Source organism: Pseudomonas sp. NPDC087814 (assembly GCF_044742865.1).
GTDB lineage: Bacteria > Pseudomonadota > Gammaproteobacteria > Pseudomonadales > Pseudomonadaceae > Aquipseudomonas.
On record NZ_JBIUVK010000001.1, the window covers coordinates 92,572 to 115,743 of the forward strand.

The window sequence follows — 23,172 nt, forward strand, 5'->3', positions numbered from 1 at the left end:
TCAAGCCAGTCGCACAATCAACTTGCCGAAGTTGCGCCCCTCCAGCAGCCCGATAAACGCCTCAGGCGCTTGCTCTAGGCCCTCGACAATGTCTTCGCGCCACTTCAGCTTGCCCTGATCAATCCACTGCGCGGCTTCCTGCAAGAAGTCGTCCTGCTGCTCGTCAACAAACTCGGTCTGGATAAAGCCGCGCACTGTGAGGCTCTTGGCGAGGATGTCGTGCATAGTCGCCGGCAGTCGGTCGACCTGTTGCCCGGGCACCGAGCGGTCGTTGTAATGGGCGATCAGCCCACATACGGGTATCCGCGCAAAGTCATTGAGCAGCGGCCTCACGGCATCCCAAACCGCCCCCGAGACATTTTCGAAGTAAACGTCAATTCCATTGGGGCAGGCTTCGGCCAACTGCTGGGCAAAATCCGCCGCGCGATGGTCGATGACGGCATCAAACCCGAGTTCATTTTTCACGAATGCGCATTTCTCCGGCCCACCCGCGATACCCACCGCGCGTGCGCCCTTGATGCGGGCGATCTGGCCGACAACCGAGCCCACTGCGCCACTCGCCGCCGCCACTACCACGGTGTCACCGGGCTTGGGTTGGCCGATAGTGAGCAACCCCGAGTACGCGGTGAACCCCGGCATTCCAAGAACTCCCAGCGCTGTGCTGGGGTGGGCGATGCCCGGATCCAGAAGCCGCAGGTCGAGGCCGTCCGAGAGCGCAAATCGCTGCCAGCCGGCATAGGCAAGCACGATGTCGCCCTCTTGCCACAACGGGTTTCGTGAATGTTTGATCCGCGCGACCGTGCCGCCCACCATCACCTCGCCGATGCCCACTGGCTCGGCATAGGATTTGGCCGCACTCATGCGCCAGCGCATGTAGGGGTCGAGGGACAGATAGAGGTTTTCCAGCAACACTTCGCCTTCGGCAGGCTCGGGAATCGCGCTGTACTCCACGCGAAAATCGCTGGGTTGCGGGCGCCCGTCGGGGCGGGCGGCCAGTACGATGCGTTGGTTCTGGAGCTGGGTCATGAGGCTCTTCCTGGTTGATAACGTTCCAGCAGGGTAGTCATGCTCAAGCTATCGAGGTAGGGTGATAGCTGTTGATTCAGAGTTAACCCAAATATGATATCTGACGCGTTTGAACCCTATCTGCTACGAACCTTTATCTCGGTATGCCAGCACGGCAGCCTGAGTGGCGCAGCCCAGCAGGCGGGCAGGGCGCAATCGGCCCTAAGCGCACAAATCCGCCGGCTTGAGGAGTTGCTAGGCCAGCGGCTGTTGCGCAGAACAGGTCGGGGCGTGGTGCCCACTACCGAAGGCGAACTGCTGCTCACCTACGCGACGCGCATTCTGGCCTTGGGCGAGACGGTAGCAGCGCGCCTGAAAGAGCGCACGGTGATGGGCAATGTGCGCGTCGGGCTCTCGGAAGACGTGGCGGTATCGGCGTTGCCGGCAGCGCTCGGCCGGCTGCGGCGCGCCTGCCCGCATGTACACCTGGAGGTCGTTGTTGATCACGGCGACGCACTCGCCGAACGTTGGAGTGACGGCGAGCTGGACGTGGCCATTGGCGTCAGCTCATCGTTCAACGCCGACCCTGTGCACGCCTGGAACGTCGAGCTGTACTGGGTGTGCGCGATTGATGAAGAAATCGATGCGGCGCTGCCGCTGGATGTCATCGTGTATGCCGAACCCTGTGCCTGGCGGCGCTTGATGTTTGATGCCTTGCTGAACGCCGGGCGGGATTTTCGGGTCACGGTGACCAGCCCGAACATTGGCGTAATCACCGCAGCGGTGGAGGGCGGATTGGGTGTGGCCTTGCTGCCGGCGGAGAATATTCGGCCGGAGACCATGCGCATCATTTCCTTGGCTGAAAGCGATGGGCCTATTTTGAGTGTCAACTACGGCCTGTACGCCGTTCCACGGCAAAGCGACAGCATCCGCGCGGCAGTGGAACTGCTCACCGAGAGTTTTCACGCGATGACTCAACCCTTGCGATAAACCCCCGCCAACTCCCGCGCCAGCCCAATGAAATTCTGCAACGGCGTCGACGGATTGAACGCGCGCCGCACCAGGGTGATCGGTGCCAGCAACCTTGGCCGTGCATCGCTGATCCGGCAGTACACCACGCTTTCGCGATGCACGTCGCGCATCGACGCCGGCACCACCGAGATGCCTTCGCCGGCGGCCACCAGGCTGACGTTGGTCAGCATGCGCTCCACTTCAAAGGCAATCTTCGGCTCGAAACCGGCGTTCTGGCAGGCCTTGATCAGGTTGGCGTACATCCCCGGCGCGCCGGGGCGGCGGACCAGGATGAAGCGTTCGTCCTTGAGGTCGGCCATGGTGATTTTTGGCTCGGCGCCCTTGAGCAGCGCATGCCCGACGGGCAGGGTCAGCAGCATTTCTTCGTTGAGCAATCGGTGGAACGTGAGGCTCTGGTGGTCGCCCACCGGTGCGCGGAGGATGCCGATGTCGATGCGTTTTTCGATGGTGTCTTCGGTGACTTCCCGGGCGCTGCCTTCGTTGATCGAGAGCTCCACGCCCGGGTATTGCTCGCGGTAGGCGCGGATGATTCGCGGGATCAGCGGGTGGGCGGCGGCGGAACTGGTGAAGGCAATGACCAACGTGCCTTCGATACCCTGGGCAGCGCGAGCCGCCTTGAGGGAACCTTGCTCGACGCGGGCGAGGATCACTCGCGCTTCATCGAGAAACACCAGCCCGCCGGCAGTCAGGTCGACGCCCTTGGGGTGTCGCTTGAACAGGTCGAATCCCAGCTCTTGTTCGAGGGCACGTATCTGTTGGCTGAGGGGCGGCTGCTGCATGTTCAGGCGAGCGGCAGCGCGGGTGAAATGTCGCTCTTCGGCCACCATGATGAAATAACGTAAATGGCGAAGTTCCATGGTGGTATATCCCGTGACAAGACTTTATTATTTGTGGCCTGAATGCGCCTTGGCGACCAATATGCCGAAAGTGGCCTGATCCGACAATAACAATAAATAAAAAGACCATGGAGCATTGATGTCGACCCGATTTTCGAATAACGCCACCTTGCCTATTTTGATTGCCATTGCTCTTGGCATGGTGTTGGGGCTTTTTTATCCGGGCGTGGCAGTCGAGATGAAGCTGCTCAGTGACGCCTTTATAAAAGTGGTCGGGTTACTGATGCCATTTCTGTTGTTTGTGCTGGTGTCGACCGGTGTCGCAGGTATCAAGCGCGAGCCCCACCATCGGCATGTAGTGGGGCGGATCGTGGTGTATTTCCAGCTGATGTCCCTTGCTGCATTGGTGTTGGGAATGTCGACGGGGTGGTTGTTCAGCCTGGATCATACGGCAGTGGCCAACCTGGATTTTGATCATCTGACACCGCCTGCCGCGCCCGAAACGCTGTTGCACGAGCTGTCGATGACCTCGATTTCGTCCAGTCTTTACAAGGTTTTCACCCAAAGCCTGGTGCTCCAGGTGATGCTGGTGGCGGTGCTGTGCGGCCTGCTGCTGGGGCGTGGCGGCCAGGTCGCAAACCGCTGCCTCGGTTGGCTGGAAGCGGCGGTCGCCGGGTTGTTCTGGTTGCTGCGGTTTATCCTGAAGTTCGCACCGCTGGCGGCGTTTGGGGCGATGGCATTTGTGGTGGGAAAGTACGGTTTAAGTTCGGTGCTGCCGCTCTTGAAGTTCATTGTTGTTATTTACCTGGTTTGCGCGGTGTTCGTCATTCTAGTGTTCGCCACGATTACCCGCCTGCTCGGCGTTAAATTGAGCCGGCTAATTGCTTACTTGAAAGAAGAGTTGTTGTTGGTGACGTTCACCGGCTCTTCAGTGGCCGCACTTCCAGGTTGCGTCAGCAAACTTGAGGCGCTGGGCTGTGATCGCCAATTAGTGCGCCTGGTGTTGACCACCGGGTATACGTTCAACTTGGCCGGTACCAATCTTTACCTGACTACTGCCATTATGTTCTTGGCGCACCTCGCCGGAGTGGAGATTGCCGTACCCGAGTTGCTGGCGGTGCTGGTGATCTGCCTGTTTACCTCGCTGGGGTCTACCAGTGTGGCGGGCTCGGCGCTGTTTACCCTGATTGCTACCTTGAACATCCTGCAACTGGTGCCACTGGAAGGGGTGGGTTTGTTGTTGGGAGTGGAGCGGCTGATGAAGTGTCGGTCGTTGACCAATGTGCTGGGCAATTGCGTGGCGTGCCTGGCGATATGCGGGTGGCAGAAGTCGATTGACCATGGGGTGTTGAAGCGGGAACTGAGTCACTGAGCCGAACATGCTTTCCAGACCCAAACGCGGTCAAATGTGGGAGCGGGCTTGCTCGCGAATGCGGTGGGTCAGCCAATAAATCTGCTAACTGATACACCGCCTTCGCGAGCAAGCCCGCTCCCACATTCAGATCGCATTTCAGCCCTTGGCGTTGAGCAACTTGTCGAACGCCTTGTCCAGGTTGCCTTCAGCACCTTTCAGCTTCTCACGACGCTCCTTCAACCAACTCTGGTCCGCGTCGAGATTCTTGCGCGCTTCCACCAGCATCCGCTTGACCTCTTCCGGCTGCGGCCCACCCGTACCCTTGCGAGTCTTGACCATCGTGGTCGGCGACAGCGCAGCACGGAAACCGGCCTCATCCAGCGGCAACGTATTCGGCGTCCATTTGTATTTGTCCGCGGCCTGGGTGTACAGCTTCTGCGCGTCCGCATACGCGAAGGTCTTCGGCGTGGTGCCATTGCTGCGCGCCTCGGTGACGATCAACGAGGCGAAGCTGTGGCCAATGCGGAACGGCACCTTGAACTGACGCTCCAGGGTGTCGGCCAACTCCATGGACGTGGTCCATTCCGACTCCAGCTCATCCAGCGCTCGCTGCGGGTTGATCTGCAGCGCATCCAGCACGGCATCCATGCTTTTGAACATGTCATCGGTGGACTGGAACAGCCCCAATGAATCGAACGCAAACTTGTAGTCGGTCATGCCGGTGGTGACGTTATGCGCGCGCAAGGTCACGGTTTGCGCCAGGCCCACCACGTCGGAGGCCGATTCCCGAGTGCGCATCAACAACCCCGGGTTGCGTTTTTGCGGCATCGCACTGCTGGTGTAGGTGGACTCTTCGTCCAGCAGCAACCAGGGGCGGATCTGATGGTACTGGGTATGGATATCGCCAATCATCGCGCCGATGCGGATCGCCGAAGACGCCGCGAGGTTGGCCGCCTCGATCGGGATGTCGTAGGTCGACACCTGGCTCGAATCCAGGGAGTTTTCCCGCACGCCGTCGAACCCCAGCAACTCGGCCAGGCGTTCGCGGTTCAGCGGGTAAGCGGAGTTCGCCAGTACCGCGGTGCCCATCGGGCTCAGGTTGAGGCGAGTGTAGAGTTCACGGATGCGTTGGCCGTCGCGATCAAATGCGGCTTCGAACGCCAGCAGGTAGTGCGCATAGCTGATGGGCATGGCCTGCACGCCGTTGGTGTAGGCGGGCACCAGGGTGTCGATGTTCTTGTCGGCGATGTTCAGGATACGTTGGCGGGTGGCGTTCAGTGCCTCGCTGTAGGCCAGCACCTGGGAGCGCAGTTTGGCCAGGCGGTAGGTGGCGAGCATGTCCTGGCGGCTGCGGCCGGAGTGGATCAGCGACGCTTCCGGACCGATCTTGTCGGTCATGATTTTTTCCAGTTGCAACACGTCTTCCGGGCGCTTGCCATCGGGCTGGTCGGCCTGGTCGATGGCAAAGCGCACGCCGCCGGCGATCTTGTGGCCCATGTCCGGCTTGACGATGCCTTCTTCGGTGAGCATCACGATCGAGGCTTTGTTGATGCGGTTCAACCAGGCGAACTGGGTTTGGGTCGGGTCGCCCTTGGCCTTGTGGGCGCTTTGCGAGGAGCCCGGCGTGGCGCCGACTTTGGCCGCCTGGGCGGCGCATTCTTCGGTGGTTTTGCAGGGCAACGCGCCGGTGTCGGCGGCGTAGGCGCCGTAACTGCTGAACAGGGCAAAGGCGACGGCCAGGTGGATCAGGCTTTTTCTGCTATTCATGTGCAACGCTCCGGGAAAAATCACAGCAAGGGCAGGGTGTAGCTGACGATAAAGCGGTTCTGGTCGATATCGCTGCCGCTGCCATTGCTGCGATACGTGCCATTGCGCCATTTCACTTCAAGGTTCTTCAGGGCACCGCTCTGGAACACGTAGCCGATATCGGTGTTGCGCTCCCACTCGGTGCCTTCCAGGGTTCGGGTACGCACGAAGTTGTCACCCTTGAGGTAGCGGGTCATGAAGGTCAGGCCGGGGATGCCGAGGGCGGCGAAGTCATAGTCGTAGCGGGCCTGCCAGGACTTTTCCTCGGGGTTGGCGAAGTCCGGCGAGATCATCACGTAGTTGACGAGGTAGGAGTCGGTACCGTCCAGGTGGGGGAAGCCGGTGGTGCCTTTCATGCGCTGGTAGGCGGCGCCGAACGAGTGGCCGTGGAGGCTGTAGGTGAACTTGGCACCGAAGGCCTGGTTGTCGATGTTGCTATTGCCTTCCTTGCTGGAGTCGGCGTAACGCAGGTCGGTCTTGAACGACTGCGCGTCACCCAGTGGCAGGGTATGGACCAGGTTGAAGATGTGTTGCTTGTAGTTGTTCTCGAGGTTGGCGTAGTGGTAGCCGGTGACCAGGGTTTTGGTCCAACTGTAGCTGGCACTGGCGAAGTCGAATTTATCGCTGGGCACGGCACCCTTGATGCCTTTGCCGTCGACTTCGATGTCTGCATGGCCGCTGTCGTTACGCAGGGTGTTGCTGGTCAGGCGCCCGGCATCGAAGGTCAGGCCGGCGATGTCCTGGCTGGTCAATTGAGTGCCGCGAAAGGTCTGGGGCAGCAGCCGGCCATCGTTGGGCAGTACGGTCGGCAGCTTGGGGATCAGCGTGCCGAATTTGAGCACGCTTTTGGAGATCCGCGCCTTGGCGGTGGCGCCCATTCGACTGTAGCTGTCCGGTGCGCCATCCTCGCCCACGGGAAGCAGGCCGGTGTTTTGGCGGTCGGGGCTTGAGTCCAGTTTCAAACCCTGCAGGCCAATGGCATCGAGGCCAAAGCCCACCAGGCCTTCGGTGTAACCCGACTGGTAATTGAGGATCAGCCCTTGGGCCCACTCATCGCGTTTGGACTGGCTCGCGTTGGGCTGGCGGTAATCGCTGTTGAAGTAGAAGTTGCGAAATTCGAGGTCGGCCTTGCTGTCTTTGAAAAAGTCAGCTTCGGCAAAGGTTGGGAAGGCGAGGGTCAAACCGAGGGTGGCCGAAGTCAAGCCCAGGGTAATGGGGGATTTGTTCATTGTTATTCCCGTTGTCTGCTGCTTATTTTTAGAATTATCTGGCCGGACGGCGACAGGGAGACGCGTCCGGCTTGCGCAGGCTAACGAGTTGTATTGCAGATTGAAAATATATAGAAAGTGTTGATGCGAGACGAAAAAAGTATGAAGCGGATGCCCGATTTTTCAGACACTGAAGGGCCAATGTGGGAGCGGGCTTGCTCGCGAAAGCGGTGGATCAGTCGATACATCCGGTGACTGTCACACCGCATTCGCGAGCAAGCCCGCTCCCACACAAGCCCGCTCCCACATTTTGATCTGCGCTTTAGTGCATCTTGCTGTGATCCATGGTTTCCGTCGCATTCAACGCACGGACTTGGGCCTTCACTTCGATCGACTGCTTTTCACCCTTGGCATTTTCCACGGTGACGGTCAGCGGCACCTGGTCGCCTTCCTTGATCTGGGCGGTGAGGTCGATCAGCATCACGTGATAGCCATCCGGGTCGAGCTTGACGGCCTTGCCGGCGGGCAATGGCACCGAGTCCACCGGGCCCATGCGCATCACGTCGTCCTTCATGGTCATCTCATGGATCTGCACGGTCTTGGCGACCGGCGAAGCCACGCTGAGCAGTTTGCTGTCGCTGTCGGCGGTGACGGTCATGAACGCACCGCTGGACGGCTGGCCCGGTACCGAAGCGCGTACCCAGGCGTCGGTGACCACTGCCTGTGCACTGGCGTGGGCGGCGAGGCCGAGCAGGGAGAGACCGAGGGCGAAGCGCTTGAGGTGTTGAACGGTAGTCATTAGCAGACCTCCATGACGGTGAGCAGGTCTTCTGCGCACTCTTTGGCGTTAAGCGAGGCAGACAAGCCCAGGCGCAGGGTGCCCCGGGTGTCGAACACAAAGCTGGTGGCGGTGTGGGAGAGGGTGTAGCTGTCGCCGGCGGGGATCTTTTCATAAAAGATCCCGAATTCCTTGGCGGCCACGGCGATTTCTTCCGGGGTGCCGTACAGCGCCTGGAAGCTGGGGTCGAACGCCTTGACGTAGGCGTCCAGTATCTTGGGCGTGTCGCGTTCCGGATCCAGGGTGATAAACACCACCTGCATGATCTTGCCGTCGCGGCCCATCAGTTTTTTCGCCTGGGCCATGCGCGCCAGGGTGGTCGGGCACACGGCCGGGCACTGGGTGAAGCCGAAGAACACCACCGGCATCAAGCCACGGAAAGAGCTCAAGGTGACGGTCTCGCCGTCGGTGTTCTTGAGCTTGAAGGTACGGCCCATGATCTTGTCGCTCAGATCCTTGCCGTACTTGAAGTTCAGTTTCGGGCTGTTGTCACAGCCGGCCAGCAGGCCCAGGCCCAGCAATCCCATGCCGGAGAGGACTTTGCGGCGGGTGAATAACGTACTCATCAACTGTGCATCCTGTGAAGCGCCTGGGTACCACGAAGCGTTAAATCAGGCGAGGAGAGCGTGGCATTCTAACAACCCGGGCCTCTGGGCGTAATCTGCGACGTTCTGTCACAGGCCCTGCCGGGCAAGACCAAATGTGGGAGCTGTCGAGCTTGAGCGAGGCTGCGAAGGGATCGGCTCGGTATTCCTGCAAGACCGTGGCGCCTGCATCGCAGCCTCGCTAAAGCTCGACAGCTCCTACAGGGGGAATGGTAAAGTCGCCGCCATGAAACTCTCCCGCCCGGACCGTTCACTCATTGCCTGGACCCTGTATTTTTGCGTCCTGTTCAATGTGTTCGTCTGCGGTTTGGGCCATGGGCAGATGATGGGGCTTGAGCTCAATGGCCTGGGCGGTCAGTTCTGCTCAAGCCTGGGTACCAAGGCGCCGGCCTCGGATGCCGGCCTGGGCAATCCGACGGCCAGCAGCTGGTCGAACTTCTTCGCCTGCCCGGTGTGCTCCGCCGTGACCCTGGGCATCGTCTTCCTGTTTTGCCTGGCCTGGCTGTTGGGCCTGGGGCAAAAGCCGCGCCCGGCCCATGAGCGGCGCAACAAGGCCCCTCCGCGGTATTCCTGGCCTTCGGCCAACCCTCGCGCTTCCCCTGCATTCTGACGTGTGCCCCGGGCTTCCTGATACCAGGAGGCGTTCTATCGTCACGAGTGTGAGTGCGTTCCATGAGCTCTATCCTGCCTTCCGGCGCTGCCCGTCTGGTCAGCAAGGCGTCGCGCCGTCCGTCCCGCAGCGACGTGTTGCTACCGTCTGTCGAATACCCGAGTAACGCCCGCTGTTTCGTCCACCTGGATGCACGGTTGCTGCCGTACTGGCACACCTTGTTCGACATCTGCCCCGGTTTGCTCAAGCTCGACCCGCCGGAGGGCTTGAACCTGTTTCGCAGCTTCATGACCTGGGCTTACCGCAACCGTCCCTCCCTGGACTGGACCTACCATGTAAACGTGTGCCGTTGGTTGCTCGGTTCGGTGTATTGCACGCAGATCGATGAAGAGCCCATCGAAGCGTTCATGACAGCGGCCGCGGCCCGTTGGGTCAGCGATGACACCAGCCAGGTCCGGGGCGTGGTTGTGGCCTGGCAAGGCGCGCCGCTTCAGGTGGTGGACTGGAAGCCGGGCAGTGGCGTGGCGCTGCAAAGGCTGCCGCCGCTGCCCTGGGATTTCGCCTGGTGCACGTTGGACAGCCAGGGGCAGTTCAGCGGGTGGTTGCCGGTGCCTTGAGGTTCTGCTCAATCCATTGGGCAACGCTGGTCACGGCGATCTGTTGTTGCCCATTGAAGGTAATGGCAGGGTCCCAGGCCACGCCGTTGCCTTGGGCGAAGGCCACCCGGTATTTCATCAGGTTGTCCTCGGGTGCAGCGGCCAGTTCCGCTTCCAGGTAGCGCACCGACCAGCGTTCGCGTTTGAGGGTGAGCCCCAGTTGCGCATCCACGGTATCGGCCAGCTCGCCGTAGGTCAGGGTGTCGCCGGCGGTGTACACCACCTGATTGGTGATCGGCGGCGTGCTGAACAGGATGCGTGCCGTCAGCAGGCCGATGTCCTCAGGCGTGGTGACGGTGACAGCGGTGTCCCAATCTCCCAATGCATGCACGGTATTCTGCGCCAGGTCGACGACGCCGAAGGACGGTTCAAACAGGAAGCTGGTGAACATCCCGGTGGAGACAATCACCCATTGCGTGCCTTGCTGGGCGCGCAGCAAGTCGCGCACGTCAAGCTGTTCATCCCAGAGGTCCTGGGCCGAACCGCGGCCGATCACGTCGTAGTCCACACCGAACTGCCACGGTACATAACGTTTCACGCCGCCTGCGATGACCGCGCGGGTCAGCTTGCGCTGAGTGCCGGGGCCTGCGGCAAAGCCGATGCAACTGATCACGGTGTGATAGTCGGCGAACACCGTTGCCAGCTCGGCCTCGGAGCCATTGGCCAGGTCACCCGCCAGCAGCTCAATGCCCAAGGCGCGCAGTTCGATGATTTCCTGCTGTTTGGCCGGGTCGGGGGAGTTCAGTGTGGCGGGGCGCAGCAACACCGTCACAGACACATTTTGCGGTGCAGCCAGGCGGGACAGTTGGCGCAGTACCGCCAGGCCCAGTTCGCCGGCGCCCAGTACAAGGATCGAAGCAGTCATAGGGGTCTCGGTTCAGGTGAAAGTCATGCCATGCTTGCAGAATTGCCGACCGCGCATAAGAAGGCACACCAGTGATACCGGGAGTAGAAGGTGGATAACGACGAGATCATCAGGCGCTCACAAGCCGCCTGTGAAGCCCTTAGCGCCGATGAAGACGGGCTCAAACGGCAGGTGCTGACCCATGCGGGAAACCGCTGGTCGTTGGGCATCGTGCACCTGTTGGGCGTGAACGGCCGGCTGCGCCACGCCGAGATCGGCCGACGCATGGAGGGCGTCACCCAGCGCATGCTCACGCGGACCTTGCGCCAGCTGGAGCGCGATGGCCTGGTGCTGCGCCATGACTTCCAGGAGGTGCCGCCCAAGGTCGAATACCAGCTATCGGAGTTGGGCAAACAGCTGCTGGTGCACATGATTCCGTTGTGGACGTGGGTGGTGGAAAATGCCGACGGATTCAGGCGATCCCGGGAGCAGTTCGACGCTGATCAGGCGCTGTGATCAAGACGTGGGCCGGCAGTCTGCACGTTTGCTCGCAGGCCCATCCTCGGGAAACAGGTGCGCATGCAGGTAGTCGATAAACACCCGCAGCTTGGGCGTTGGATGGCGGCCCGAAGGCCACATGATCCGGAAGTTCTCTGCTTCCGAACACGCCTCCAGCACCGGCACCAATTGTCCGCTGTCGAGCCATTCACGAATGGCGAAATCCGCCAGGTAGGCGATGCCGATACCTTGCACGGCAAAGCAGATGCGCGCTTCCAGGTTGTTGCAGACCATCGCGGCGGGCAGTGGGAAATCAGCTTCCACCCCGTCCTGGCGCAGGGGCCAGCGCTGCATTTTGCCGGTGTTGGGGTAGCGGAACTTGATGCATGCATGCTGAGCCAGGTCTTCCGGCCGTTGCGGCGTGCCGCGCTCGGCGAGGTAAGCCGGTGATGCTACCAGCAGCATCCGGTAGCCGCCGATCAGGCGCGATGTGAGGCGCGAGTCGGGCGCTTCACCGCTGCGCAGCACGGCGTCGTAACCTTCTTCCACCACGTCCACGCGGCGGTCGGTAAAGCTCAGGTCCAGCTGCACCTCGGGGTAGGCTTTCTTGAATTGCGCGAGCACCTGCAAGAACGGATGGCCCACCAGCGGCAGGCTGACCTTGAGCCGGCCACGAGGCGCCGACACGGTTTGCGAAAGCTCGGCTTCGGCTTCGTCGATCTCCATCAGGATGCGCCGGCTGCGCTCCAGAAACAGCTCGCCCTCGGCAGTCAGCGTGACGCTGCGGGTGCTGCGGTTGAACAGGCGCACACCCAGGCGTTCCTCCAGGCGTACCACGCTCTTGCCGACTGCCGAGGCCGTTACGCCCAGCACGCGCCCGGCGGCGACAAAGCTGCGGGTTTCGGCGACCTGCACAAAAACATTCAGGGTGTTGAGGCTGTCCATCGAGGCTCCGGTTTGGCTGAGGCGAGGCCTGGCTACCTTATCCCGATTGCGGAACAAAAGCTCCGTAGACAGTGGAGCCGGCGCCCCCTTAATCCCGTGAGGACAGGCCCATATCCTTGTGGCATTGCCCATTCACGAGGAATACCAAGATGACCGACACCATGAAACGCTGGGAAACACCTGCATTGGGACTGCACACACTGCGCCTTGCCGACGTGCCACGCCCCATCGCGAAGGCCGGGGAGGTATTGGTGCGCGTCGAGGCCGTCTCGCTCAATTACCGCGACGGTGAAGTGGTCGAAAACAGCATGGGTGCCGACCTCACATTCCCATTCACGCCGGCCTCCGACATGGCGGGCACGGTGGTCGCCGTGGGCGAGGGCGTTACGCGTTTCAAGGTGGGCGACAAGCTGCTGTCGACGTTTTTTGCCGGATGGGTCGATGGCGCTCCGCTGTCCTGGAGTGAAGCGCCGCCTCAGGGTGGCCCGCTCCCCGGCATGCTCGCCGAGTACGTGGCAACACCTGCCGAATGGTGCGTGCATGCGCCCCTCAGCCTCACCGCAGGGCAGGCCAGCACCTTGCCAGTGGCCGCCTTGACGGCGTGGATGGCGCTGTTCGAACTGGGCCACCTGCACGCCGGCCATACCGTGGTGGTGCAGGGCACCGGTGGCGTCTCGTTGTTTGCGGTGCAACTGGCTGCGGCCAATGGTGCCCGCGTTATCATCACCAGTAGCAGCGATGAAAAGATCGCGCGTGCCATAGAGCTGGGTGCCACCCATGGCATCAACCGCAGCCGGGTACCGGAATGGCACACGGCGGTGCAAGCGCTGACCGATGGGCGTGGCGCCGAACATATCCTGGAAATGGCCGGCGGTGACAACCTCACGCGTTCCCTGCACGCGGTAGCCAACGGTGGGCGCATCTCGGTGATCGGCCTGCTGGAGAGTGACCAATTGAATGCTCCGGTCATGGCCTTGCTGGGCAAGCGGGCCTCCATCATCGGCATCTCCGTGGGGCCGCGCCGCGCATTGGAAGATCTGATTGCCATGATCGACCGCCACGGCATCGAGCCGGTAATCGATCACACCTACGGCTTCGAGCAAGTGCCCGAAGCCTTCGCTCATCTCGGGCGCGGTGCCTTTGGCAAGATCGTGATCGAGGTCGGCCGGTGATCTACATCATTCTGGGTCTTTTCGGCCTGTACACCCTGGAGTTTGGTGTGGTCGGTATTTTACCGATGATCGTCGAACGTTTCGGCATCAGCGTGTCTCAGGCCGGGTTATTGATGGGCTTGTTTGCGCTGATCGTGGCGGTGCTGGGGCCTTTCCTGGTGCTGATGGCGTCGCGCCTGGCGCGCAAGAAAATCCTGGTGGGCGCGCTCTTTGGTTTTTCCGTGTGCAGCGTGCTGTCGGCGTTTGCGCCGAACTTCGAAACCTTGATGGCGTTGCGGGTAATTCCGGCGATGCTGCACCCGGTGTTTTTTGCCGCTGCGTTTTCCACCGCGGTGTCCTTGTACCCCAAGGACCGCGCGGCGCATGCCACGGCCCTGGCCGTGGTGGGCACCACCTTGGGCCTGGTGCTTGGGGTGCCGCTGACCACATGGGTGGGCGCGAGTATTTCCTATGAGGCATCGTTCTTCTTCTGCGCTTTGGCAACGGGGTTGGCAGGTGTCGGACTGCTGTTGAAACTGCCCCATCATGAACGCCCGATGCCGCTGAGTTTCGGCAAGCAACTGGCGGTGCTGCGCAGCCTGTCGGTGTGGCTGGCGATCATCGCGACGGTGCTGGTGTTCACCACGATGTTTTCGGTCTACAGCTATGCCGCCGAGTACCTCAGGACCCAGACCGGCATGGATGGCCAGGCCATCAGCATCATGCTGGTGATCTTCGGCGTGGGCGGTGTCACGGGCAACCTGTTGGTGGGCCGGTTATTGGGCAAAAGCATGGTGGCGACGGTGGTGCTGTACCCCATTGTGCTGGCGGCGGCGTACGTGGTCTTGTACGCGTTCGGCAGCCCGTCGTGGTGGTCGATGAGCTTGATTGTGCTGCTGTGGGGCGCTGCGCATACCTGCGGGCTGGTGGTCACGCAAGTCTGGCTGACCTCGTCGGCGCCCGAGGCGCATGAGTTCGCAACCAGCCTGTATGTGTCCTCGGCGAATGCCGGCGTGGTGATCGGGGCGTCCGTGGGCGGGCTGTTTATCAATGCATTCGGCACCACCGGAGTGATCGGCTGCGGCTTGATATTTGCCGCACTGTCATTGCTTGTGATTGGGTGGAAGGCCTTGGCGTTCGGAGGCGCCAAGGCATTGCCCGCAGACCTGTGCGCTGCGCATTAGGCCTGCGGGGCCATGGTCAACGCAGGGTGTAGCCGCCGTCGACCACCCAGTCCTGGCCAAACACACTGCGTGCGCCCTGGCTCAACTGGAACAGGATCACATCGGCAATAGCGCCCGGCTCTAGGAATTGCCCATTGAGCAGGCGCTGATTGACTGTGGTGGCAACGCCGCCCAACGCTTCGTCACTGAGCCCCAAGGTGCTCCAGATCGGCGTGGCGGTGGGGCCGGGCGATACCATGTTCAGACGAATGCCATGGGGCGCCAGCTCCACCGCCAGGGTGCGCATTTGCGCCCGCAAGGCGGCCTTCGAAGCAATATACGCGGCGAGCCCAGGGAAGGTCGCCAGCTCCAGGAATGTACCGATAAATACCACCGACGCCTGGGCGGCCATTTGCTCGCGTAGGCTGCCGAGGGTGTTGAGAGCCGCGGCTCCATTGACGGCCCATTGCCGGTCAAAGGCGGCCAGGTCCAGGCCATCGGCCAGTTGTGCGATCCCGGCATTGGGCACGAGGTAATCCACCGCTCCGATGGACGCCGTCAACTGCGCCAGGCGTGCCTGGTCGGCAGCCTGGGTGACATCCCCCGCCAGCCAGTAGAGCTGCTCGCCAAAACGCTCCGCCAATGCGCCCAATTCGCCAATCTGTCGCGACATGGCGACCACTTGCGCACCTTGTTCAAGCAGCTTGCAGGTGACAGCCAGGCCGATACCTGAACTGGCACCGGTCACTACGGCAAGGCGGTGGTTGAAGTCATTGTTCATGGGGTTCTCTTTATAGATTGCCAAAGGGGCGCGCAGCACTGATCAGGATTCATGCCATATGAAAAGTTCCTATAAATCAGTTGGATATATTTTTTGTAGTCGATATGACACGAGTGTTATGTAGTCCTTATGACGTGCTGTAGTCGTTATGACCAAGGCCCGTTTTCGAGCTGATCGAAGGCTTGGCTTTTTTGCGATAGTTGTTGGCGTTATCGCGATGACGGCGCTGGCACTTTCCTTGGTTAATGGCGGCTGTTTTCTCTACGTCAGGCTCATTACGTCATGTCGCTTATTCCGCGCAAAAAAGTCATTCGCCAGGTGATCGCCACCCGTCAACGCTTGCAAGCCATCAGCGTGCTGGGCGCTACCGGTTCGGTGGGCGTCAACGTATTGGACGTTATCGCGCGTCACCCCGAGCGCTATAAAGTCTTCGCCCTCAGCGGGTTCACCCAACTGGAGCTGTTGAAAAAACAATGCTTGTTGCACCGTCCGGACTACGCCGTGGTGCCCACGCCGCAAGCCGTGGCGACGCTGCAGAAGCAACTGTTGGAGGAGGGCTCTCAGACTCAGGTAGTGGGCGGCGAAAGCGGTCTGAAATTCGTCGCCGGTCACCGGGATGTGGACACGGTGGTGGCCGCTATCGTCGGTGCGGCGGGCTTGAATGCAACGATGGCCGCCGTCGAGGCCGGCAAGAAAATCCTCCTGGCCAACAAAGAGGCACTGGTGATGTCCGGTGCGTTGTTCATGCAGGCGGTGCGCAGCAGTGGGGCGGTGCTGTTACCGCTGGACAGCGAGCACAACGCAATCTTTCAGTGCCTGCCGTCCCATGCTCAACACGGCCTGGCCCACGCGGGCGTGCGGCGCATTCTGTTGACTGGCTCCGGCGGGCCGTTTCGCCAAACGCCGATGGCGCAACTGCACAACGTAACGCCGGACCAAGCCTGCGCTCACCCGAAATGGTCCATGGGCCGCAAGATTTCGGTGGACTCGGCAACCCTGATGAACAAGGGACTCGAACTGATCGAGGCCTGTTGGTTATTCGGCGCCAGGCCGTCCCAGGTCGAGGTAGTGATCCATCCGCAAAGCGTCGTCCATTCGCTGGTGGATTACGTCGACGGCTCAATGCTCGCGCAGTTGGGGAACCCGGACATGCGCACGCCCATCAGCCATGCCCTGGCCTGGCCGCAACGGATCGATTCAGGGGTTGAACCACTGGATTTGTTCAAGGTGGCCCGGCTGGATTTCGAAGTACCGGACGAGAAGCGCTTTCCTTGCCTGGCCCTGGCGCGCGAGGTGGCGGATGTGGGCGGCACGGCACCGGCATCGCTCAATGCGGCCAATGAAGTCGCGGTGCAGGCCTTTCTGGACGGACGCATCGGCTTCATGCAGATCGCCGAGTGCATCCGGCATGTGCTGGACAAGGAGCCGGTGGTGGCGGTGACGGACCTGTATGGCGTCATGGAGGCCGACGCCAGTGCCCGCCGGTGGGCACTCGGATGGCTGAATCAGCACTATCAGCGATGATCAGCCGTAGCTGACCCGGTCGCGAATCTTCAGCACAGCCTTATGGTCGGCCAGCACTTCCGGGAGTGAACTGCGCAGGTACTCCACCCAGGTTTTGATTTTTGCATCCAGGTAGTGCCGGGAAGGGTAGATGGCGTACAGGCTCAGTTCTTCCAGGCGGTACTCGGGCAGGACTCGCACCAGAGTGCCGCTGCGCAGCCCCTTGATTGCCGCATGCACCGGCAGGATGCCCACGCCCATGTCGTTGCTGATGGCGGTCTTCATGGCGTCGACCGAGTCCACCAGGAACGGCGAGCTGCTGATGGTGACGCTCTCCTGGCCACGGGGGCCGTCGAACGTCCAGTCTTCCAGCGGGATCACCGGGCTGACCAGCCGCAGGCAGGCGTGGCTGAGCAGGTCTTGCGGCGTTTGCGCGGCACCATGGTTTTTTATGTAGGACGGTGAGGCGCAGACGATGCTGTAGGTCGTGCCCAGTTTCTGTGAAACGTGGCTGGAATCGGGCAGGTCAATGGCCAACACAATCGACACGTCGAACCCTTCGTTGACCAGGTTCGGCGTGCGGTTGCTCATGCTCAGGTTGAACGTCACGTCGGGGTAGTTCTTGCGGTAGCGTGCGATGGCGTCCACCACGTAGTGCTGGCCGATGCCTGTCATCGAGTGCACTTTCAACTGGCCGGTAGGGCGTGTGTGGGCGTCGCCGGCTTCCAGCTCCGCTTCCTCGACGGAGCGCAGGATTTGCTCGCAACGCAACAGGTAGCGTTTGCCGGATTCGGTCAGTGCGGTACGGCGTGTGGTGCGGTTGAACAGGCGGGTTCGCAGGTGGGTTTCAAGGTTGGAAATGGAGCGCGAAATATGGGTGGTGTTGCTATTCAACTGCACTGCCGCGCCAGTAAAACTGCCGACTTCGGCAACGCAGCGGAAGATGCGCATGTTCTGCAGGATGTCCATCGATGCTCTCCAGGTGGGACGTTTTTTAGTGTGGCATGAACTCATCCACGGCTGTAAACGCTATTTATTGTGGATTTTTACGTAACAGTCATTCACGTTTCTGATGACTTACCGGGGCGCATGGAAGCCCCTAGAGTCGCCGCCCCATTTCCCGTCAGCCGGAAGGTCGCGTGCCTCGACTCACTGTTCGTCGTTTCAATATCGCCGGTAGAGCGGGCCGCTGGCTGGTGTCGCTGCCCTGGCGCCGGGGCTTCATGGAGTGGGCCCGCAGCGATGGGGTGATGTGGATCTACCTGGGCAAGGTATTGATCGCCTCGTACCTGACCCTGTGGCTGGCGATGCGCCTGGAACTGCCACAACCGAGCACCGCGATCACCACTGTGTTTATCGTGATGCAGCCCCACAGCGGGCACGTCCTCGCCAAGAGTATCTATCGCTTCATCGGCACGTTGGTGGGCTCATCGTTCATGGTGCTGTTGATGGCCCTGTTTGCCCAGAGCACCGAGCTGTTTCTCGCGGGCCTGGCATTGTGGGTGGGGTTGTGTTCCGGTGGTGCCGCGCGCAATCGCAACTTCCGCGCCTATGGATTTGTGCTCGCCGGCTACACGGCGGTGATGGTCGGGCTTCCCGTGGTGGGCCATCCGCAGCAGGTATTCATGGCGGCCGTCTGGCGAGTGCTGGAGATCACCTTGGGGATCGTCTGCGCGACGCTGATCAGCGCCACCGTATTGCCTAAAACCTCCAGCGTGGCGATGCGCAACACGTTGTACCAACGCTTTGGCCGCTTTGCCGGATTTGTGCGGCAGCGCCTGCGTGATACCGGTGACCAGGCGGCCTTCGAGAGCGCCAACCTGGGGTTTATCGCCGAGGCCGTTGGCCTGGAAGTAATGCGCAGCGTCAGCGTGTTCGAAGACCCTTACATGCGCCAGCGCAATGGGCGAATCAACCGCCTCAACAGCGAGTTCATGGCGATCACCACGCGTTTCAACGCGCTGCATCAACTGCTTGAACGGGTTCGCCTGCGCGGTGGCGTGGAGGTGGTCCAGGCCGTCGATCCGGGGTTGATCGCGTTGGCCGAGCTGCTCAAACCCTTCGCCGGGCACCCATTGACGGACCGTGACGCGGCCGTGCTGTCCACCGAACTGAAAGTCTACAAAGCCGGCTTGCCAGACCGGGTCCGGCGCCTGCGTGCGGCGTTGCAACATACCGCTCCCGTAGCCGATGACCTGCTGGACTTTCACACCGCGTATGAACTGCTCTACCGCTTTGTCGACGAGCTGCACAGCTACGCCCAGACGCATGCGTCCCTCGCCGATCACAACCATGTGCGAGAGCAATGGAACGCACCGTTTCAACCTCGGACCAACTGGCTGGCGACCCTTGCGGCCGGGTTGCGCGCCGCGGTGGTGTTACTGGTGCTCAGTACGTTGTGGATTGCCACCAGTTGGCCCAGCGGCGCGGCCATGACCCTGGTGTCGGCGCTGACCGTAGGCCTGTCGGCGTTCTCTGCCAACCCCAGGCGCATGTCGTTTCAAATCGCCTGCGGTACGCTACTGGCAGCGGTGATTGGCATTTTCGAAGTGTTTTTCGTGTACCCGATGATCGACGGTTTTCCGTTGCTGTGCGTGGTCATGGCGCCGGTGATCGTACTGGGTTCGTTCTGGCTGGCGAGGCCGCAATTGGCCGGCTATGGCCTGGGCATGCTGGTGTTTTTCGGCACCAGCTCAGTGCCTGCCAACCTGACGCTGTACAACCCCTACGGGCTGATCAATGACTATCTCGCCATGGTGTTTGGCATGTTGGTGTGCGCCGCGGCGGGGGCGATTATCCTGCCACCCAACAGCCCTTGGCTGTGGCGCCGGCTGGAACAGGATCTGCGCCGCCAGGTGGTGGTTGCCATCAGCGCGCCGTTGCCGGCGCTGGGCTCCGGTTTCGAAAGCGGCACCCGCGACCTGCTCAACCAGGCCTACAACTTTGCGGCGGGCAGGGCATCGGTGCAGCATCGCCTGCTGCGCTGGACGTTCGTGGTACTGGACGTGGGGCACGCGATCATCGAGTTGCGCCGCGAGCAGGCCCGGTTGCCGGCGCAGGCCTGTTACGCCGAGAGCATGCCCTGGCGCCTCGCCATCCGGGCAATGGGTCGCGCACTGGTGCGGTTGTTCGTCAAGCCTGGGCCCGGTTATTTGCAGCGCGCGCTGGAGGCTGTCGAGCACGCCATTGAGTGCGTGCAACAGACCGATGAGCCATTCGCCGGGAACTTTGAGACTTCAGCCCTGAGACGGGTGGAAAGCTACCTGCACTTCATCCGCACCTCGCTGCTCGACCCGCAATCGCCGCTGGTCCACTACAACCAGCCGGGAGAAAAAGTGGCGCAATCGAGCGACTAGTTGGCGGGCCGGAAGGAGTCTGGGTGAGCATCAATCTCCATACTCGAGGGGCATGATCTTTCAGGAGTGGCCCATGTACGCCGGTCTTTGCAATCACGCCTGGGTCGCCTCGATCATCGATGGCATTCGTGAACAACGTAGCGCGATCCGCGACCACCTGGAGGCCCAGTACCTGCTGGAAGTCGAAACCGCCCGACTCGCTGCGCGCCGTCGCACCCTGGAGGATATCCGCCGGTTGTGGCACGCCCTGGCGCGGCGTGGCGAATATAACCTCGGGGATCAACTCGACGATTTCGTCGACCGCGACCAGGCCTTGCACGGTGCGGTGGCCGTGGCTTCCCACAACGTGGTCTTGCAGTCGATGTACCGCGCATTCAGCTCTTCGTTCCACAGCCAGTATCTGGCGATTTTTGCCGACAACGAGTTGTATGAGCCGGGGCTTGAAGCCCATGCGCAAGTCGTCCAGGCGATTATCTTTGGCGATGAAGACGCGGCAGTCGAGGCGGTACGCGCGATGTTCGATCCCATGCTGGAAAAGCTCCGCTGGCTGTCGGAGCGAGACGGCACTGCAGCGTGAGTCGTTGTACTCGCAGTTGACTTAAGACCCTCGAGGAAAGCCCGTTCCAGACGCCTGCGCGTCGTCCTCATTGTTACAAAAACTGGAAAAGTGAATGCCCGTTTTGGCGGCTGTTTTCACAACCGCCAGGCCTATATCGTGCGCGCCTCCCGTCGAATGAAAACACTGCAACACACAATAAAAAACGGCTGCCATCACTGGGTCGACGGGACAGTCGTGTTCACTGTTCGGAGCCTTCATGAACCACAAGACTTACCTGGCCCTGGCCGTTTCTTTCGGCGTTGTACAGCAGGCGGCTGCATCGGGTTTTATCGACGACAGTAAAGCGACCCTGGACCTGCGCAACTTCTATCTCAACCAGGACACGCGCAATGCCAAGGGGGCCTCGGACCGGGAATGGGGCCAGGCCTTCATGTTCAATTATCAGTCCGGTTTCACCGAGGGGGTGGTGGGCCTGGGGTTGGATCTGCAAGAGCTGTACGGCGTACGGCTGGATGCGTCAGGGCGTGCCGGCAAGGTGGGGGAGGACAACACACCCGGTAGCGTCTTCCCGCTGTCTGATGGCAAGGCTGCCAATGATTTCAGCAAGACCGGGGTCACCGGCAAAGTGCGCATCTCCCAGACCCAACTGAAAGTGGGCACGCTGATGCCCCGGGTGCCGGTACTGATGTATGAAGACGGCCGGTTGTTGCCCCAGACTTTTCGTGGCTACCAGGTGGACTCCAAGGACCTGAAAGACTTCAACCTCGTCGCCGGCAAAATCGAGCAGGTGCTTGACCGTAACTCCAGCAACGGCCAGGGCTTGTCCATCGCTGGCGCAAACGATCCGGTCAAGGGCACGTCCAGCAATCAGTTTTACTACGGTGGTGTGGATTACGCCGTAAGCAAGCAGATGCAGTTGCAGTATTACTACGCGAATCTTGAAAACTTTTACCAGCAACACTTCTTCGGCCTGGTGCACAACTGGCAGTTGCCGGTGGGCCAGTTCAAGAGTGACCTGCGCTACTTCCACAGTACCTCGGACGGTAAGAACTCAAGTGCGGCGGGGCGTGCCGAGGGCTACGTCAGCTCGGGTTACTACGGGCCGGGCGTCAACAATGGCAAGGTCGACAATAACCTGTGGAGTGCCTTGTTTACTTATTCGCTGCAAGGCCATTCGGTGAGCCTGGGGTATCAGAAAACCACGGGCGAAAGTGACTTCCCCCATATCAACCAGGGGCAGGGCCGCTCGGTGTATTTGATCACCAACTCCCAGTCGTTGAAGTTCGTCAACGCCGGGGAACAGGCCACGGTGGCCAGCTATGCCTATGATTTTGCGAACCTGGGCGTGGCGGGGCTGAAGACCAGCGTCACCTACATACATGGCAGCCACATCCGCACGGCAGGTCGTGACAATACCGAGTGGGAGCGGGACGTGCGGGTTGACTATGTGATTCCTGCCGGCACCTTCAAGGGGATTGGGTTCATGTGGCGTGGTGCGGTGCTGCGGGGTAATGACAGCGCTGACAAAGACGAAGCCCGGTTGATGGTCAGCTACAGCATTCCCTTGCTGTAGGCCGGCTCAACGCTGGGCGAAATACCTGGCCGGGCTGCAACCGAACACCGAGCGGAACACGGCGATAAAGCTGCTGGAGCTTTCGTAGCCAATCGCGGCGGCGGTGCTGCTGACGCTTTCCCCCGCCGCGAGGTTTTCCAGGGCCACCATCATCCGCAAGCGTTGGCGCCAGGCGCCGAAGCCCATGCGGGTCTGGGCAGCAAACAGCCGCTCCAGGGTGCGTGCACTGGCGCCTACCTCGAAGGCGATTTCTTTGAGCGGCCGAGTGTCGTTGGGGTTTTGCTTGATCAGGTTGGCGGCGCGCACCGCGCGTTTATCCGAGGGCTCAGGCAGGTAAAAGGCGTCTTGCTCAAGCAATGCCAGGTGGTCCAGCAGCACGGTGCCCAGGCGGCTTTCGCGGCTGTGCTCGGGGTACTCGCCTGGCAGTTGCGCGCAGGCCAGGATCAGCTCGCGCACCAGCGTCCCGACATTTAACACTGCGCAGCGGGCCCACGGTGGAATGCTGGCCGCGCCCTGACGCACATATACGGTACGCATCGACACCTGACGCGAATGCTTGAAGGTGTGGCTGACACCTGGCGGAATCCAGAGCGCCCGCTGCGGTGGCAGAACCCAGATGCCTTCGGCCGTCAGTACCGTCATCGAACCTTTGATGGCGTACATGATTTGCGCGTGTTCCGGGTGAACGTGAGGTTCACGCAAGCCGGGCAAATACTCCCGGACCAAACCTTGCACGGGGGCCGCGCCAAACTTAATCGATGGGTGTTCAAGCATGGCGCGATCCCGATATTTTCTAGATAAGGAGGGATTTTGTGCCAGATCAAAAGGGCTGTAAAGCCGCAGTTTGGC

At 61.1% G+C, this 23,172-nt stretch carries 22 protein-coding genes and 1 pseudogene; 12 read left to right on the forward strand and 11 right to left on the reverse strand.

Going from position 1 to position 23,172, the window contains the following annotated elements; all coding sequences use genetic code 11:
* Positions 1–1,026 (reverse strand): NADP-dependent oxidoreductase, encoded by a 1,026-nt coding sequence (locus tag ACIOMR_RS00475; protein WP_003207345.1) that lies wholly within the window; start codon positions 1,024–1,026, stop codon positions 1–3.
* Between the two features lie 93 nt (positions 1,027–1,119).
* On the opposite strand from ACIOMR_RS00475, the pseudogene ACIOMR_RS00480 reads away from it, so the two are divergent.
* Positions 1,120–1,260 (forward strand): annotated as a pseudogene (locus ACIOMR_RS00480) (LysR family transcriptional regulator); the annotation flags it as partial.
* Between the two features lie 39 nt (positions 1,261–1,299).
* Positions 1,300–1,995: a substrate-binding domain-containing protein gene (locus tag ACIOMR_RS00485; RefSeq protein WP_257903329.1), complete on the forward strand. Its 696-nt coding sequence runs from the start codon at positions 1,300–1,302 to the stop codon at positions 1,993–1,995.
* On the opposite strand, the gene ACIOMR_RS00490 is transcribed toward ACIOMR_RS00485, so the two are convergent.
* On the reverse strand, positions 1,980–2,894 hold the full coding sequence (locus tag ACIOMR_RS00490; RefSeq protein ID WP_003207349.1) for a LysR family transcriptional regulator: 915 nt from the start codon (positions 2,892–2,894) through the stop codon (positions 1,980–1,982). The genes ACIOMR_RS00485 and ACIOMR_RS00490 overlap by 16 nt on opposite strands.
* 118 nt (positions 2,895–3,012) lie before the next feature.
* On the opposite strand from ACIOMR_RS00490, the gene ACIOMR_RS00495 reads away from it, so the two are divergent.
* Complete coding sequence (locus ACIOMR_RS00495) at positions 3,013–4,245, forward strand: cation:dicarboxylate symporter family transporter (RefSeq protein WP_401191604.1); 1,233 nt, start codon at positions 3,013–3,015, stop codon at positions 4,243–4,245.
* Between the two features lie 138 nt (positions 4,246–4,383).
* Here ACIOMR_RS00495 and ACIOMR_RS00500 read toward each other — a convergent pair whose 3' ends face one another.
* The 4 genes from ACIOMR_RS00500 to ACIOMR_RS00515 all read right to left on the reverse strand — a co-directional run bounded on the left by ACIOMR_RS00500 (position 4,384) and on the right by ACIOMR_RS00515 (position 8,645).
* The gene (locus ACIOMR_RS00500; protein ID WP_003207353.1) at positions 4,384–5,994 is read right to left on the reverse strand and encodes an argininosuccinate lyase; all 1,611 of its coding nucleotides are present in this window, start codon (positions 5,992–5,994) and stop codon (positions 4,384–4,386) included.
* A 20-nt stretch (positions 5,995–6,014) separates the two neighbouring features.
* Positions 6,015–7,262, reverse strand: a complete 1,248-nt coding sequence (locus tag ACIOMR_RS00505; RefSeq protein WP_008435327.1) for an OprD family porin — start codon at positions 7,260–7,262, stop codon at positions 6,015–6,017.
* 301 nt (positions 7,263–7,563) lie between these two features.
* Positions 7,564–8,040, reverse strand: a complete 477-nt coding sequence (locus ACIOMR_RS00510; RefSeq protein ID WP_401191608.1) for a copper chaperone PCu(A)C — start codon at positions 8,038–8,040, stop codon at positions 7,564–7,566.
* Entirely contained in the window at positions 8,040–8,645 is a 606-nt protein-coding gene (locus ACIOMR_RS00515) for an SCO family protein (RefSeq protein WP_003207358.1), read from the reverse strand. Before ACIOMR_RS00515 ends, ACIOMR_RS00510 begins: the two co-directional genes overlap by 1 nt.
* A 265-nt stretch (positions 8,646–8,910) precedes the next feature.
* Between ACIOMR_RS00515 and ACIOMR_RS00520 the strand changes: the two genes are divergently transcribed.
* Both ACIOMR_RS00520 and ACIOMR_RS00525 read left to right on the forward strand, forming a co-directional pair.
* On the forward strand, positions 8,911–9,294 hold the full coding sequence (locus ACIOMR_RS00520; protein WP_003207359.1) for a DUF2946 domain-containing protein: 384 nt from the start codon (positions 8,911–8,913) through the stop codon (positions 9,292–9,294).
* A 62-nt stretch (positions 9,295–9,356) separates the two neighbouring features.
* Entirely contained in the window at positions 9,357–9,911 is a 555-nt protein-coding gene (locus ACIOMR_RS00525; RefSeq protein WP_401191612.1) for a putative natural product biosynthesis protein, read from the forward strand.
* On the opposite strand, the gene ACIOMR_RS00530 is transcribed toward ACIOMR_RS00525, so the two are convergent.
* Positions 9,886–10,815 (reverse strand): aromatic alcohol reductase, encoded by a 930-nt coding sequence (locus tag ACIOMR_RS00530; protein ID WP_177068545.1) that lies wholly within the window; start codon positions 10,813–10,815, stop codon positions 9,886–9,888. The genes ACIOMR_RS00525 and ACIOMR_RS00530 overlap by 26 nt on opposite strands.
* A 90-nt stretch (positions 10,816–10,905) precedes the next feature.
* On the opposite strand from ACIOMR_RS00530, the gene ACIOMR_RS00535 reads away from it, so the two are divergent.
* The gene (locus ACIOMR_RS00535) at positions 10,906–11,310 is read left to right on the forward strand and encodes a helix-turn-helix domain-containing protein (RefSeq protein WP_003207365.1); all 405 of its coding nucleotides are present in this window, start codon (positions 10,906–10,908) and stop codon (positions 11,308–11,310) included.
* Here the strand turns inward: ACIOMR_RS00535 and ACIOMR_RS00540 are convergent, their stop codons facing one another.
* Positions 11,311–12,237: a LysR family transcriptional regulator gene (locus tag ACIOMR_RS00540; RefSeq protein WP_003207367.1), complete on the reverse strand. Its 927-nt coding sequence runs from the start codon at positions 12,235–12,237 to the stop codon at positions 11,311–11,313.
* Positions 12,238–12,386: 149 nt separating this feature from the next.
* On the opposite strand from ACIOMR_RS00540, the gene ACIOMR_RS00545 reads away from it, so the two are divergent.
* Entirely contained in the window at positions 12,387–13,409 is a 1,023-nt protein-coding gene (locus ACIOMR_RS00545; RefSeq protein WP_003207368.1) for an NAD(P)-dependent alcohol dehydrogenase, read from the forward strand.
* Positions 13,406–14,572: an MFS transporter gene (locus ACIOMR_RS00550; protein WP_003207370.1), complete on the forward strand. Its 1,167-nt coding sequence runs from the start codon at positions 13,406–13,408 to the stop codon at positions 14,570–14,572. Before ACIOMR_RS00545 ends, ACIOMR_RS00550 begins: the two co-directional genes overlap by 4 nt.
* A gap of 16 nt (positions 14,573–14,588) precedes the next feature.
* Here ACIOMR_RS00550 and ACIOMR_RS00555 read toward each other — a convergent pair whose 3' ends face one another.
* Positions 14,589–15,332 (reverse strand): SDR family NAD(P)-dependent oxidoreductase, encoded by a 744-nt coding sequence (locus tag ACIOMR_RS00555; protein WP_401191618.1) that lies wholly within the window; start codon positions 15,330–15,332, stop codon positions 14,589–14,591.
* A gap of 282 nt (positions 15,333–15,614) precedes the next feature.
* On the opposite strand from ACIOMR_RS00555, the gene ispC reads away from it, so the two are divergent.
* Complete coding sequence (gene ispC, locus ACIOMR_RS00560; protein ID WP_087692420.1) at positions 15,615–16,856, forward strand: 1-deoxy-D-xylulose-5-phosphate reductoisomerase; 1,242 nt, start codon at positions 15,615–15,617, stop codon at positions 16,854–16,856.
* Here the strand turns inward: ispC and ACIOMR_RS00565 are convergent, their stop codons facing one another.
* Complete coding sequence (locus tag ACIOMR_RS00565; RefSeq protein ID WP_003207376.1) at positions 16,857–17,804, reverse strand: LysR family transcriptional regulator; 948 nt, start codon at positions 17,802–17,804, stop codon at positions 16,857–16,859.
* Positions 17,805–18,058: 254 nt separating this feature from the next.
* On the opposite strand from ACIOMR_RS00565, the gene ACIOMR_RS00570 reads away from it, so the two are divergent.
* From ACIOMR_RS00570 to ACIOMR_RS00580, 3 genes are all read left to right on the forward strand, one after another.
* The gene (locus ACIOMR_RS00570) at positions 18,059–20,191 is read left to right on the forward strand and encodes an FUSC family protein (RefSeq protein ID WP_401191900.1); all 2,133 of its coding nucleotides are present in this window, start codon (positions 18,059–18,061) and stop codon (positions 20,189–20,191) included.
* A 73-nt stretch (positions 20,192–20,264) separates the two neighbouring features.
* On the forward strand, positions 20,265–20,768 hold the full coding sequence (locus ACIOMR_RS00575; protein WP_003207381.1) for a FadR/GntR family transcriptional regulator: 504 nt from the start codon (positions 20,265–20,267) through the stop codon (positions 20,766–20,768).
* Between the two features lie 238 nt (positions 20,769–21,006).
* Complete coding sequence (locus ACIOMR_RS00580) at positions 21,007–22,323, forward strand: OprD family outer membrane porin (RefSeq protein WP_003207383.1); 1,317 nt, start codon at positions 21,007–21,009, stop codon at positions 22,321–22,323.
* Between the two features lie 6 nt (positions 22,324–22,329).
* On the opposite strand, the gene ACIOMR_RS00585 is transcribed toward ACIOMR_RS00580, so the two are convergent.
* The gene (locus ACIOMR_RS00585; protein WP_158213527.1) at positions 22,330–23,058 is read right to left on the reverse strand and encodes a helix-turn-helix transcriptional regulator; all 729 of its coding nucleotides are present in this window, start codon (positions 23,056–23,058) and stop codon (positions 22,330–22,332) included.
* Positions 23,059–23,172: the final 114 nt, after the last annotated feature.

Coding starts and splice junctions, on each gene's coding strand:
- ACIOMR_RS00475 (WP_003207345.1), bottom strand. CDS start 1,026: ATGACCCAGCTCCAGAACCAACGCATCGTACTGGCCGCCCGCCCCGAC.
- ACIOMR_RS00490 (WP_003207349.1), bottom strand. CDS start 2,894: ATGGAACTTCGCCATTTACGTTATTTCATCATGGTGGCCGAAGAGCGA.
- ACIOMR_RS00495 (WP_401191604.1), top strand. CDS start 3,013: ATGTCGACCCGATTTTCGAATAACGCCACCTTGCCTATTTTGATTGCC.
- ACIOMR_RS00500 (WP_003207353.1), bottom strand. CDS start 5,994: ATGAATAGCAGAAAAAGCCTGATCCACCTGGCCGTCGCCTTTGCCCTG.
- ACIOMR_RS00505 (WP_008435327.1), bottom strand. CDS start 7,262: ATGAACAAATCCCCCATTACCCTGGGCTTGACTTCGGCCACCCTCGGT.
- ACIOMR_RS00510 (WP_401191608.1), bottom strand. CDS start 8,040: ATGACTACCGTTCAACACCTCAAGCGCTTCGCCCTCGGTCTCTCCCTG.
- ACIOMR_RS00515 (WP_003207358.1), bottom strand. CDS start 8,645: ATGAGTACGTTATTCACCCGCCGCAAAGTCCTCTCCGGCATGGGATTG.
- ACIOMR_RS00520 (WP_003207359.1), top strand. CDS start 8,911: ATGAAACTCTCCCGCCCGGACCGTTCACTCATTGCCTGGACCCTGTAT.
- ACIOMR_RS00525 (WP_401191612.1), top strand. CDS start 9,357: ATGAGCTCTATCCTGCCTTCCGGCGCTGCCCGTCTGGTCAGCAAGGCG.
- ACIOMR_RS00530 (WP_177068545.1), bottom strand. CDS start 10,815: ATGACTGCTTCGATCCTTGTACTGGGCGCCGGCGAACTGGGCCTGGCG.
- ACIOMR_RS00540 (WP_003207367.1), bottom strand. CDS start 12,237: ATGGACAGCCTCAACACCCTGAATGTTTTTGTGCAGGTCGCCGAAACC.
- ACIOMR_RS00545 (WP_003207368.1), top strand. CDS start 12,387: ATGACCGACACCATGAAACGCTGGGAAACACCTGCATTGGGACTGCAC.
- ACIOMR_RS00555 (WP_401191618.1), bottom strand. CDS start 15,332: ATGAACAATGACTTCAACCACCGCCTTGCCGTAGTGACCGGTGCCAGT.
- ispC (WP_087692420.1), top strand. CDS start 15,615: ATGTCGCTTATTCCGCGCAAAAAAGTCATTCGCCAGGTGATCGCCACC.
- ACIOMR_RS00565 (WP_003207376.1), bottom strand. CDS start 17,804: ATGGACATCCTGCAGAACATGCGCATCTTCCGCTGCGTTGCCGAAGTC.
- ACIOMR_RS00570 (WP_401191900.1), top strand. CDS start 18,059: ATGGAGTGGGCCCGCAGCGATGGGGTGATGTGGATCTACCTGGGCAAG.
- ACIOMR_RS00575 (WP_003207381.1), top strand. CDS start 20,265: ATGTACGCCGGTCTTTGCAATCACGCCTGGGTCGCCTCGATCATCGAT.
- ACIOMR_RS00580 (WP_003207383.1), top strand. CDS start 21,007: ATGAACCACAAGACTTACCTGGCCCTGGCCGTTTCTTTCGGCGTTGTA.